The organism is Rhodococcus sp. NPDC060176, assembly GCF_042728675.1.
GTDB lineage: Bacteria > Actinomycetota > Actinomycetes > Mycobacteriales > Mycobacteriaceae > Rhodococcus_F.
The window spans coordinates 50,270-63,060 of sequence record NZ_JBHWYS010000004.1 but is presented as its reverse complement, the minus strand read 5'-3'; the positions used below and the strand labels follow the sequence as shown (position 1 = coordinate 63,060).

Annotated in this window: 9 protein-coding genes; 2 read left to right on the top strand and 7 right to left on the bottom strand. The window is 63.6% G+C overall.

Annotation, left to right across the window (positions count from 1 at the left end):
- Positions 1 to 32: 32 nt before the first annotated feature.
- On the bottom strand, positions 33 to 1,652 hold the full coding sequence (locus ACFWEM_RS19905) for an ABC transporter substrate-binding protein (protein WP_378536268.1): 1,620 nt from the start codon (positions 1,650 to 1,652) through the stop codon (positions 33 to 35).
- 174 nt (positions 1,653 to 1,826) lie between these two features.
- Entirely contained in the window at positions 1,827 to 2,117 is a 291-nt protein-coding gene (locus tag ACFWEM_RS19900) for a putative quinol monooxygenase (protein ID WP_003943546.1), read from the bottom strand.
- A gap of 71 nt (positions 2,118 to 2,188) precedes the next feature.
- Between ACFWEM_RS19900 and ACFWEM_RS19895 the strand changes: the two genes are divergently transcribed.
- Entirely contained in the window at positions 2,189 to 3,091 is a 903-nt protein-coding gene (locus ACFWEM_RS19895; protein ID WP_003943614.1) for an SDR family NAD(P)-dependent oxidoreductase, read from the top strand.
- A 1-nt stretch (position 3,092) separates the two neighbouring features.
- Here the strand turns inward: ACFWEM_RS19895 and ACFWEM_RS19890 are convergent, their stop codons facing one another.
- Both ACFWEM_RS19890 and ACFWEM_RS19885 read right to left on the bottom strand, forming a co-directional pair.
- Complete coding sequence (locus ACFWEM_RS19890; RefSeq protein ID WP_378536266.1) at positions 3,093 to 3,818, bottom strand: hypothetical protein; 726 nt, start codon at positions 3,816 to 3,818, stop codon at positions 3,093 to 3,095.
- Positions 3,819 to 3,968: 150 nt separating this feature from the next.
- Positions 3,969 to 4,841 (bottom strand): hypothetical protein, encoded by an 873-nt coding sequence (locus ACFWEM_RS19885; protein WP_378536264.1) that lies wholly within the window; start codon positions 4,839 to 4,841, stop codon positions 3,969 to 3,971.
- A 212-nt stretch (positions 4,842 to 5,053) separates the two neighbouring features.
- Between ACFWEM_RS19885 and ACFWEM_RS19880 the strand changes: the two genes are divergently transcribed.
- On the top strand, positions 5,054 to 5,608 hold the full coding sequence (locus ACFWEM_RS19880) for a DUF732 domain-containing protein (RefSeq protein WP_378536262.1): 555 nt from the start codon (positions 5,054 to 5,056) through the stop codon (positions 5,606 to 5,608).
- Here the strand turns inward: ACFWEM_RS19880 and ACFWEM_RS19875 are convergent, their stop codons facing one another.
- The 3 genes from ACFWEM_RS19875 to gltB all read right to left on the bottom strand — a co-directional run bounded on the left by ACFWEM_RS19875 (position 5,609) and on the right by gltB (position 12,731).
- The gene (locus ACFWEM_RS19875) at positions 5,609 to 6,505 is read right to left on the bottom strand and encodes a cutinase family protein (protein ID WP_378536260.1); all 897 of its coding nucleotides are present in this window, start codon (positions 6,503 to 6,505) and stop codon (positions 5,609 to 5,611) included.
- Positions 6,506 to 6,688: 183 nt separating this feature from the next.
- Positions 6,689 to 8,140 (bottom strand): glutamate synthase subunit beta, encoded by a 1,452-nt coding sequence (locus ACFWEM_RS19870; protein WP_378445324.1) that lies wholly within the window; start codon positions 8,138 to 8,140, stop codon positions 6,689 to 6,691.
- Positions 8,133 to 12,731: a glutamate synthase large subunit gene (gene gltB, locus ACFWEM_RS19865; RefSeq protein ID WP_378445322.1), complete on the bottom strand. Its 4,599-nt coding sequence runs from the start codon at positions 12,729 to 12,731 to the stop codon at positions 8,133 to 8,135. Before gltB ends, ACFWEM_RS19870 begins: the two co-directional genes overlap by 8 nt.
- Positions 12,732 to 12,791 lie beyond the last annotated feature (60 nt).

The following is a 12,791-nucleotide window of genomic DNA, read 5'->3' as shown; positions in this document are numbered from 1 at the left end:
CGTCCCCCGTGGGGGACGCCTCTCGGGTCTTGTCAGTTCTTCCAGGCCTTGTCGAAGAACATGATTCCGTCGAGGCTCTGCTGAATGCCGTGGACGTTCTGTCCCCACACACCGAGCCAGGGGGTGTTGCCGTAAACCTGCCACGGCACAACCTCGTTGGCGCGCTCCTGAATCTTGGCGAGCACCTCGATCTTCGCGTCGTTCGACGTCGCGACACCCAACTGGTCGAGCAGCGTATCCATCTCGGGGTCGGAGAAGCTCGTGGCGTTGTTCCGTCCACCCGACTTGAGATTCGAGTACAGACGCTCGAACGGATCGGCTTCCGCGAGGCTGGCGGAACCTGTTGCCATGTCGAAGTCGCGGTCGGCGTACAAACGCTTGACGACGTCGGCAACCGAGTTGACGTACTCGATCTGGAAATCGAAACCGACGGCGTTGGCCATCGACTGCAGTGCCAGAGCCATCGCCTGCGCCGAATTCTCCTGCAGCGTCAGGTATGTGATCTTGCCGTCGTAACCGTCGGCCTTGGCCTCGTCGAGCAGCTGCTTCGCCTTGGTCGTGTCGACGCCGATCGGAGCGACGTCGTTGTGCCAGCGGGAGGTGTCCTGGAAGATGACCTGCCCGGGCAGACCCTTACCTTCGTTGAGTCGGTTGTCGAGTGCGACGGGATCGGTTGCGAGTGCCAATGCCTGACGGATGCGCACGTCGGCACCGGGACGACCGGGTGCCGTGTTGACCAGCGACAGGTAGGACAGCGACGGAATGTCGACGAAGCCCGGGTAGCCGGAGTCGATCAGATCCAGCACGTTCGGTAGCGAACGCATGTACGCGACGTCCGTGCCGCCGCTCTTGAGCGATTCGGTGGTGGACTGCGAACCGACGATGCTGATCAACCGCAGCTTGTCCACGTTCGGGGCACCGTCGAAGTAGTCCTCCCGAGCGTCGAGGATCAATTCCTCGTTGGGAGCGAACTTCTCGAGGGTGAACGCACCCGCGCCGATCGGGGTGAACTGATCACCTTGCTGGGCACTCGGCGCGACGATCATGCCGGGGCCCGTCGAGAGCAGTGACTCGATACCGGTCCACGGGTCGACGAGATTGAAGACGACCGTCGACGGATCCGGAGTGTCTACCGACGCGACCTTCGACGCGTACAGACTCGACTGCGGTCCCTTGTTGGTGACGTAGCGATTGAGACTCGCCGAGACGGCCGCCGAATCCACCGGCGTCCCGTCGCTGAACTTCACACCGTCGCGCAGTTCGAGGGTCCACGTCTTGAAGTCCGAACTCGGCTCCATCGACTCTGCGAGCTTCGGAACGAATTCCTTGGACGCCGGGTCGTACCGCAGGAGCGTGTCGTAGATGGCGCCCAACTCCGAACCGGCGACCGAACCGGCGATCTGAGTCTTCGCCGGATCGAGATTGGTGACGGCTGAGTACCCGCTGAACGTGAGGGTGCCGCCCTTGACCGCGTCACCCTCGCCGGACTGCTCGTTGACCGGGCCGATGGACAACCCCGAACCGGAATCCGGTGCGTCTCCGCTCCCACCCCCGTTCCCGCTGTCAGCGCACGACGAGACGAACAGGCCGGCGGAGACTGCCAGCGCGACGGCGGCAACCTTGCGGTGACCGCGCCGAGAACTGCGACTCATTCAAAACCTCCAGGTCAGAAACTGTGATGTGAAGCATTGTCGAGACAGTTTGTGACTTAAGGCACAGGTATTAGTCGCAGGTCCCGCTCAGTGGAATGAAGCGCGACGATTGGTCAGTTTTCCAGCGACATTCGCAGGTCAGGCCCTTAGCGAAGGTCAGGAATTCATTCTGATTCAGGCGCCTTTCAACGGATGAATCGCCGGAGCGCCGTCGAGGAGCGGACCGGCAGCGGCCAGCGCAGCCTGCAAATGCGGGGACTGCATGTGGGCATCCAACTCCTCTTGCCCGCGCCAAGTTTCGATCGTGACGAAGGTGCCGGGCGCAGCCGCTGACTCGAACAGTTCGTACGACACACAGCCGTCCTCGGACCGACTCGCCTCCGCGAGAGTTGTCAGAGCCGATCGGACGTCGTCCTCGGAACCGGACTTGGCCGGGATGGTTGCAACTACACGAAGCTCGCTCATCGGATACCTTTCGCAGAGGGGAAGTCAGCTAGAGACACACGCCACAAACGTACACACGAAAAGGGCAACCAATGGGGCTACTGAAGGACGTCACCGGCTGGCGACGCGGAACGAAGTTGCAGCGTCGACTGCGCGATCTCACCGGCACGCTGGTGGTGATCACCGGTGCGGGCAGCGGCATCGGGCGTGAAACGGCCCTCGCCTTCGCCGCCCAGGGAGCTATCGTCGTGGTCTCCGACATCAATCTCGAAAGCGCGCAGGACACTGCGGCACTTGTAAACATCCCTTCGCAAGCCGGCGGCGCCGAAGCAGTGTTCGGTGGCGGTGCCCACGCCTATCAGGTGGACGTGTCCGACGAACAGGCCGTGATTCGGTTCGCGGAGACGGTCGCGGCACATCACGGTGTACCTGACATCGTCGTCAACAACGCCGGAATCGGGTTCTCGGGAACGTTCGCCGACACCGAGCAGCGCCAGTTCGAGCGCGTCATGGACATCAACTTCTGGGGAGTTGTCTACGGTTGCCGCGCCTTCACCCCGATGATGATCGACCGGGGAACAGGAGGGCACGTCGTCAACCTGTCCTCGGCCGCCGCGTACACACCACAGAAGGCCCTCACCGCGTATTCGACCAGCAAAGCAGCGGTATTCATGCTCTCGGATTGCCTACGGGCAGAGCTGCTTCCACACGGCATCGGCGTCAGCACCATCTGTCCCGGCCTCGTTCACACGAACATCCTCAAGACCACCGAGTTCGCCGGGACCACCGCCGAGGAGCAGCTCGAGAACCAGACCAAGGTCGACAACTTCTACCGCAAACGAAACTTCACGCCTGATCGAGTCGCCAGCGCCATCGTGAAAGCAGTTCGTACGAACAAAGCCGTCGTACCCGTCACCGTCGAAGCCAAGCTCGGACGCACGATCAGCCGGTTGTCGCCCGGATCGATGCGCGTCGGAGCTCGGTTCGAGATCTAGGTCAGCTGCCGAAGCTCAGGCTGCCCGTGAAACCCTGCTGCACATCGGCTTCCGAACGGGGAAGAACCTCGTAGGTGCTGGCGTACTGGCCACTGAAACCGGTGACGGTGATCGGGCGTCCCACTGCAATGGCGTCGACGTCGATTCCGGTCTGGGTGTTGACGAAGATGACAGTGTTTCCGTCGACGCCCGAGACCAGGATCTTGTGGCCGTACGGCAGATCGTCGACGACGGGTCCACTCACGATCCCGGACACTGTCACGAGCCGCCCTTCGCTGGCCTCACCGATTGCATTGAGCGGCAATCGCGCCGGGCTGACCTGGGTGGCTGTACCGATTACCTCGACGGCAGTCGGGCGGACGACGAGCAGGCCCTCCTGATCCGCGAGGACTCCGGTGACCTGAACCTGATCGCCGAGAGCAATCCCGGAATTGTTCGGATCACTGATGTAGATGCCGGAATTGCCGCTCTGGAGACCAAAGCCCTTGTCGTAGAAGCTGGATTCGAATACTCCCGACGGCGTTGTCGCGGTTCCCACGACGGTGACCGTCGTTCCGATGGCCTGAGTGCGCGCCACCGCGATGGAGTCCGCGGACACCTCACCGGCGACCGCTGTGGGCTCCGCCGTTGCTGCAGTGCCGACAAACATCGTGGCCGCGGCCGCCACTGCCAGTGCCGTCACACCCCGACGCAGGAGCGGACTGGCAAGAACGCTGTCTCGAAACATGTTTGAGGACTCCCCTGTGATTTCGTGGCCGCGCAGATCCTCCTGATGGAGTGCCGCCTTCGCCCACCCTGAGGCACAGGTTATTACAGGTCGGACGCCGCAGCGGTGGTGACATTCCGTCACCATCGCTGCGTTTGGGCATCCGAATTTCTAGGAACCGGAGCTTCCGGACGAACCGCTCGAGCCGCTGGAACCGCTGGATCCTGTTCCGCCGCCGAGATCGTCGAGAGGATCGCTACCGGTGAGCCCACCCGGGTACAGGTAGGCGTCGGAGATCGTGCTGAGCGAGGTTCCGGACGTGGCCGGTACCTTTGCTCGCCAGTTGACGATCGGATTCAGCACTCCGAACGGTCCGCAGCCACTGGCGGCGGGGAGCGCGAAGCCGGTGGCCTCGTTCCCAACCGGGCTCACCTTCAGCGCAGTCGACGGCAGCACCGTGTAGGTCGGTACCACCGACGGGTCAGGCGCGAGACGGAGATTCACCGGCGCAGCCGCGGAGCCCAGGTAGCAGTTGTCACCGAGGAACGCGTTGTTGATCTTCATCCGCACCGGGATGCTCAGATCCATGTCGGTGATGATGCCGTTGAGGGTCGGGGCAGCGGTCGCCTCCACCTCGGCGGTGACTGCGGCGAGGCCGAACAGATTGCCGAACGGCAGGTCGATTCCGAGAACTCCACCCGGAACGGTCAACGGCTTGGAGTAAACACCGTTATGTCCGTCGTCGCGAGGGAGTAGAACGGTGGACTCACCTTCACCGGAGCCGGCCTCGGCGGCGATAATCATGTCGCCTTTTCCGATCGGGAGGTTGAAGCCGTTGTTGTCGAAGGTTCCGCTCTGAACCACAACCGACACACAGGATTCGGCAGCAGCCGGACACACTGCGGCACCGGGTACCGAATTGTCGACCGGATCCTGAGCCGAGGCCATCGGCGCCGCGAACGCGAGGACCGCACCTGCGGTACCTGCAATAACGGCCACGCGCGTGCCGAGACGTCTGTTGCCGTTCTTGTGAGATTTCTGCACTGATTTCTCCCTGCCGTTTATGTGATGGGGGACGAAACTCGCAGTCATTGCTTGTGTTTCGACCGCCGCCGACAAGGTCTTGCGGTGTGCTCCTACTCACAAGTAACAACTGAACAGATGTATATCACAGGACTTCGACTTAAAAACAGGGCAAAAGGGAGTTTCCTTAAAACGGACAAACTAAGCGGTACGGTGTGTAACACTCACGGGTGATGAACACGAACAGACTGGTCCTCTGCGTCGCGGCAGCGGGCCTACTCCTCAGCGGCTGCAGCAGCCAATCCGACAGCGATGCAGCGGAATCCACATCTGCTGCTACCAGTACGTCGGTGGCGGCGACGTCGAGTTCGACTGCCCCCAGTACGCTGTCCGAGCTGCCGACCAGCCCGCTTGCCGTAACTCCGGAAGCCGCGCCGAGCGTCGTCGAATCGACGCCCCCACCGGTAGCGCCACCGGCAAACGCAGTGCCACAGCCAAACGCACCCATCGACGCACGGTCACCGGAAGAGATCGTCGCGAACGCAGGCGAGAAGGGGCAGCGGTACATCGCCGCTCTGCGCCTGGCCGGGATCCCGCCCGCCGGAATGGATTCCGCAGAGATCCTCTACGCCGACGGCACCTGCAAGGCTCTTGCCGACGGCATGCCTCGGTCCGAGGTGCTGGCGGAGTTCAACTCCGTGGGCGAGGTGTACTCGCAGATCACGCCGATGTCCTCGCAGCGCATCGCCGAGATCTACGTCGACACCGCGCAGCAGACGTACTGCTGATCAGGCCTTGCCGGCCAACCAGCCGTGCAGCCAGGATGTAGCCGAATTGCCCGCGCCGTCAACGACGTAACGCGTGTAGTCGGTGTGGACTTGCGAGCCGTAGAAGTCGACCAACTGATCGACGCGTCGCGAATTCGCGCCCGGATCGAGCTGAGCGATCAGTGCGGGGAGCCCGCCAGCGGTCACCAGATCGTTGACGATCACGGCGGCCTCGTCGCGCAGCGCGAGCGCACTTGCGGGAGTGGGATCGGACGCCTGAGCCATGAATCCAGCCAGACGCATCACAAAATCGTCCTTGGGCGTCGAGCAGTACAGGTCACCGACCGCGCACAGCGTCACCGTTTTGCCTGACAGCCAACCGAACCCGCCGATGCGCGGGCCACTTGCACCACTACCACCGACAGCAGGTCCGATCAGGACGTCGGACTCGGAACGACGGGGATCGGACAGCAAGCCGACGCCCTCCACGCGAGTCGGCGGAACAACGCCGATGCCGGTTCCGATCTCGGCGGCGAGATCGCCTGCCGCGTCGGCACCCTGGCTGTATCCGACGATGGCGAAGCGAGTGTCACCGCACGAGGCGGCCATGGCGCCGATCATGCCGCGGGCATTGTCGACAGCCTGCTGCTTCGACCTGGCGTAGACGTTGGATTCCCAGGGGAACGCCGTCGCCGAGTAGGTGACGTAGTCGGTGCGCACCGAGCCCGGAAGCCCGTTGGTCACCGGGGCGAGCATGCCGGCGCCGGGCCTGGTGCCCGAGGGCTCCCACGTTCCTGGGATGGCCACGACGTAGAGGCTGGGGCAGGGATCAGCCGACGCCACGGGAGCACTGACAACCGGTACCACTACTGCCGCAGCAAGTGCCGACAACACCGCAACGAGACGCCTCGCACGCATGAAACTCCCCTGATTTACCTGAAACAACCCTTACACCACTGTCGATGCTCAGGAATCATACTGCCTGGGCGGTATGTCTGTCCGATGCACGATTGATGAAGGTTTGTTACAGATCGTGCGAATTGCGGGCAGAAACAACACCGCACCCCACCGAATGCGGTGGGGTGCGGTTTGTAAGAGCCTCTAGCGCTGCGGAGCCGCTGTCGGGTGGATCGGTGATGGAAGGGCGGTGACACCCTCGAGGTAGGTGTCCACAGCCGCTGCTGCGGAACGTCCCTCGGCGATGGCCCAGACGATCAGGGACTGACCGCGGCCCATGTCGCCGGCCACGAACACGCCGTCGACGTTGGTGTTCCACTTCGACGTGCGGGCGACGTTGCCGCGCTCGTTCAAGTCGACACCGAGATCGGTGAGCAGACCCGGCTTCTCGGGACCGACGAAGCCCATGGCCAGGAGCACGAGATCGGCTTCGAGCTCGAAGTCCGAGCCCTCGACCTTCTCGAAGCGACCCGACTTCATCTCGACCTCGTGGGCCTTGAGTCCGGTGACCTTGCCGTTTTCACCGACGAAGTTCTCGGTGTTGACGGAGAACAGACGCTCGCCGCCCTCCTCGTGAGCTGAAGCCACGCGGAACATGAGCGGGTACGTCGGCCACGGAGTCTGCTCGGCGCGAGTCTCCGGCGGACGCGGCATGATCTCGAACTGGTGGACGCTGGCCGCGCCCTGGCGGTGCGAGGTGCCGAGGCAGTCGGCCCCGGTGTCGCCGCCGCCGATGATGACAACCTTCTTGCCCTCAGCGGTGATGGTGGGAGCGTCGAGGTCGCCCAACTGCACGCGGTTGGCGATCGGCAGGAACTCCATCGCCTGGTGGATGCCGTCCAGCTCGCGGCCCGGGATCGGAAGATCGCGAGCAGCGGTGGCGCCACCGGCCAGAACCACTGCGTCGAACTGCTCGCGCAGCTCGTCCGCGGTGATGTCCACGCCGACATTGACGTTGGTCTTGAAGACGGTGCCTTCGGCTTCCATCTGCTCGAGACGGCGGTCGATGTGCCGCTTCTCCATCTTGAACTCGGGGATGCCGTAGCGCAGCAGGCCGCCGATGCGGTCCGCCCGCTCGAAGACCGTCACTGCGTGACCGGCGCGGGTCAGCTGCTGCGCTGCAGCCAGACCGGCCGGACCACTGCCGACAACCGCGACCCTCTTGTTGGTGGCGTGCGCGGCGCGAACCGGCTTGACCCACCCTTCGTCGAAGGCCTTGTCGATGATCTCGACCTCGACCTGCTTGATGGTGACCGGATCCTGGTTGATGCCCAGGACACAGGACGCCTCACAGGGTGCGGGGCACAGGCGACCGGTGAACTCCGGGAAGTTGTTGGTCGCGTGCAGACGCTCGATGGCGTCGTGCCAGTGGTCCTTGTAGACCAAGTCGTTCCACTCGGGAATCAAGTTTCCGAGAGGGCAACCGTTGTGGCAGAAAGGAATTCCGCAGTCCATGCAACGGCTGGCCTGGGTCTTGAGGGTTTCCTTCGGGAACTCCTCGTAGACCTCTTTCCAGTCGAGCAGGCGCAACGGCACCGGCCGGCGAACCGGAAGTTCGCGCGACGTGTGCTTCAGGAAGCCGCTTGGATCACCCACGAGCTGCCTCCATAACTGCCTCGTCCACGTTCTTGCCATCCTTCTCTGCGGCCGCGATGGCCAAAAGAACCTTCTTGTAGTCGCGGGGCATCACCTTTGCGAAGTGACCCACCTGCTGCGACCAGTCAGCGAGGATGCGCGTGGCAACCTCGGAGCCGGTTTCGTCGCGATGACGTTCGATAGCGCCCTTCAACCAGGTGAAGTCGTCGCCCGAAAGATCCTCGAGGTCCACCAGTTCGGTGTTGAGGTTCTTCTCGAATGCCTTGTCGGGGTTGTAGATGTACGCGACGCCACCGGACATGCCGGCGCCGAAGTTACGTCCGGTGGCTCCGAGGATGACCACCTTTCCACCCGTCATGTACTCGCAACCATGATCGCCCACACCCTCGACGACGGCAGTGGCGCCGGAGTTACGGACTGCGAAGCGTTCGCCGACGACACCGCGAAGCAGAGCCTCGCCACTGGTGGCGCCGAACAGGATGACATTGCCACCGATGATGTTGTCCTCGGCGACAAAGCCTTCCGCTGCATCGAGCGGCGGGCGTACGACGATGCGTCCACCCGAGAGGCCCTTGCCGACGAAGTCGTTGGCGTCGCCGTGCAGGCGCAGGGTCATACCGCTGGGCACGAAAGCACCGAAGCTGTTACCGGCGGAACCGGTGAACGTGATGTCGATGGTGCCCTCGGGCAAGCCCTCTCCACCGAACGCCTTGGTGACCTCGTGGCCGAGCATGGTGCCGACCGTGCGGTTGACGTTGGTGATCGCGGACTCGAAGGAGACCGCCTCACCCTTGTCGAGTGCGTTGCGGGCCGAGACGATCAGCTGCTGATCGAGCGCCTTGTCGAGACCGTGATCCTGCGTTCCGGTGCAGTGGACGTCCTGGTCCATGAACGCGGACTCGACCTGGGTGAGGATCGGCGACAGATCGAGATTGCCTGCCTTGCTTCCCTTCCAGTGTTCGAGGGCGCGCTTGGTGTCCAGCATGTCGACCTGGCCGACCGCTTCGAGCAGCGTGCGGAAACCGAGTTCCGCGAGAAGCTCGCGAACCTCTTCGGCGATGAACATGAAGAAGTTCTCGACGAATTCCGGCTTGCCACTGAAACGCTGACGCAGCAACGGGTTCTGCGTCGCGACACCCACGGGGCAGGTGTCGAGATGGCAGACGCGCATCATGATGCAGCCCGAGACCACCAGCGGTGCGGTGGCGAAACCGAACTCCTCGCCGCCGAGCAGGGCAGCGACGACGACGTCGCGACCCGTCTTGAGCTGGCCGTCGACCTGCACGACGATGCGGTCACGAAGACCGTTGAGCAGCAACGTCTGCTGGGTCTCGGCGAGGCCGAGCTCCCACGGTGCGCCCGCGTGCTTGACGGAGGTCAGCGGGGTGGCACCGGTGCCACCGTCGTGACCGGAGATCAGAACAACGTCGGCATGTGCCTTGGAGACACCGGCCGCGACGGTTCCGACGCCGACCTCGGAGACCAGCTTCACGTGGATGCGGGCCTGCGGGTTGGCGTTCTTCAGGTCGTGGATCAGCTGAGCGAGATCCTCGATCGAGTAGATGTCGTGGTGCGGAGGCGGCGAAATCAGGCCGACGCCAGGTGTGGAGTGCCGAACCTCGGCCACCCACGGGTACACCTTGTGAGCCGGAAGCTGGCCGCCCTCACCGGGCTTGGCTCCCTGCGCCATCTTGATCTGGATGTCGGTGCAGTTGCTCAGGTAGTGCGAGGTGACACCGAAGCGTCCCGACGCGACCTGCTTGATCGCACTGCGTCGCAGATCGCCGTTCTCGTCCGGCGTGAAGCGCGACGGGTTCTCGCCGCCCTCACCGGAATTGGAGCGAGCGCCCAGACGGTTCATCGCGATCGCGAGCGTCTCGTGAGCCTCGGCGGAGATGGAGCCGTAGCTCATCGCACCCGTCGAGAAACGCTTGACGATCTCGCTGGCCGGCTCGACCTCGTCGATCGAGATCGACGGCCGCTTGCCGATGTTGAAGTCGAACAGACCACGCAGAGCGGCAAGGCGCTCCGACTGGTCGTTGACCATGGTCGTGTACTCCTTGAACACCTCGTACTGGCCTGTGCGAGTTGCGTGCTGGAGCTTGAAGACCGTGTCCGGATTGAACAGGTGGTACTCGCCTTCACGACGCCACTGGTACTCGCCGCCGACCTCGAGCTCGCGGTGAGCACGCTCTTCGGGGCGATCCAGGTATGCAACGGCGTGACGTGCCTGGACGTCGGCTGCGATCTGGTCGAGGCCGATGCCACCGAGCTGCGACTGCAGACCGGTGAAGTACTCGTCCGTCAGCTCCTGCGAGAGGCCGATGACCTGGAACAGCTGAGCACCGGTGTACGACGCGAGCGTCGAGATGCCCATCTTGGACATCACCTTCAGGACACCCTTGCCGGCTGCCTTGATGTAGTTCGCGATGCCCTTCTCGAGGGTCAGACCCTCGAGCTCGCCGTTCTGCAGGAACTCGTCGATGGTCTCGAAAGCCATGTACGGGTTGACCGCTGCTGCACCGAAGCCGATGAGGAGCGCCATGTGGTGCACCTCGCGGGCGTCGCCGGCCTCGACGATGAGGCCGACCTTGGTGCGCGACTTCTCACGAACCAGATGGTGGTGCACCGCTGAGGTGAGGAGCAGCGACGGGATCGGCGCGTAATCCTCGGTGGACTCACGGTCCGAGAGCACGACGATGCGCGCGCCACCCTCGATTGCCTGCGAGACCTGGTACTTGATGCCCTCGAGCGCACGACGGATACCGTCGCCGCCTTCCTTGACGGGGTACAGGCCGCGGATCACGACACTGCGGAAGCCCGGGAATTCGCCGTCGTCGTTGACGTGAACGAGCTTCGACAGATCGTCGTTGTGCAGGATCGGCTGCGGGAGCGCAATCTGCTTGCAGGAGTCCGCATTCGGGTGCAGCAGGTCGCCCTCGGGGCCGATGGTCGCGCCGAGGCTGGTGACAACCTCTTCACGGATCGCGTCGAGAGGCGGGTTGGTGACCTGAGCGAAGAGCTGCGAGAAGTAGTCGAACAGCATCCGCGGACGTGACGAGAGCACGGCGATCGGAGTGTCGGTACCCATCGAGCCCAGAGCCTCGGCACCGGATAGTGCCATCGGCTTGACCAGCAGGTTGACCTCTTCGCTGGTGAAGCCGAAGAGCTGCTGACGCAGAACGACGCGCTCGTGCGACATGTACGTGTACGGGCGGTCCGGCAGGTCGTCCATGTGGATCAGACCTTCGTCGATCCACTGCTGGTACGGGTGCTCGGCAGCGAGTTCGGACTTGAGCTCGTCGTCGCTGATGACCCGGCCCTGCGCGGTGTCCACGAGGAACATGCGGCCGGGCTGGAGGCGGACCTTGCGGACCACGGTGGACGGATCGATCGGCAGGACGCCGACCTCCGACGCCATGACGACGAGGCCGTCTTCGGTGATCCACAGACGCGACGGACGCAGACCGTTGCGGTCCAGCACGGCGCCGATGACGGTGCCGTCGGTGAAACACACCGACGCCGGTCCGTCCCAGGGCTCCATGAGGGCCGAGTGGTACTCGTAGAACGCCCGACGAGCGGGGTCCATGCTCTCGTGCTTCTCCCAGGCTTCCGGGATCATCATGAGAACTGCGTGCGGCAGGCTGCGGCCGGCGAGGTGCAGCATCTCGAGCACCTCGTCGAAACGAGCGGTGTCACTGGCGCCCTGGGTGCAGATCGGGAAGATCTTGTCCAGGTTCTCGCGGCCACCGAAGACGTCGCTGTCGATGAGGGACTCGCGAGCGCGCATCCAGTTCTCGTTGCCGGTGACGGTGTTGATCTCACCGTTGTGAGCGACCCGGCGGAACGGGTGCGCCAGCGGCCACGACGGGAACGTGTTGGTGGAGAAGCGCGAGTGGACCAGGCCCAGTGCGCTCTCGACACGATCGTCCTGCAGGTCGAGGTAGAAACCCTTGAGCTGCGGGGTGGTGAGCATGCCCTTGTAGACAAACGTCTGGCCGGACAGGCTGGGGAAGTACACGGTCTCGCTACCCGGGCCACCCTTGCCGGCGCCTTCGGAGCCGAGTTCGTGCTCGGTGCGCTTGCGCACCACGTATGCACGACGCTCGAGATCCATGCCGGTGTACTTGTCACCCTCGGAGCCGATAAAGATCTGACGGAACGTCGGCATCGCGTCGCGCGCCAGTGCGCCCAGCGAGGAGTCGTCGGTTCCGACCTCGCGCCAACCGAGAACCTTCAGGCCCTCTTCGACGACGATCTTCTCGACTGCAGCAGCAGCCTCGTGTGCATCGGCGTCGCCCTGCGGGAGGAATGCGATACCGGTTGCGTACGCGCCTTCGGCGGGCAGCGCGAAGTCCACGACAGCTCGGAAGAACTTGTCGGGAACCTGCAGCAGAATGCCCGCACCGTCACCCGTGTTGGGTTCGGATCCGGCAGCGCCGCGATGCTCGAGGTTGACCAGAGCGGTGATCGCCTTTTCGACGATGTCCCTGCTGCGGCGACCATGCATGTCGACAACAAATGCGACTCCACAGGAGTCGTGCTCATTGGACGGGTGATAGAGGCCCTGGGGGCCTGGAAGTTGCTTCATACCCAGCCTTCGTATGCCATAAAGATGCACCGACGACCAGCAGCGCTGATGGCCATCAAC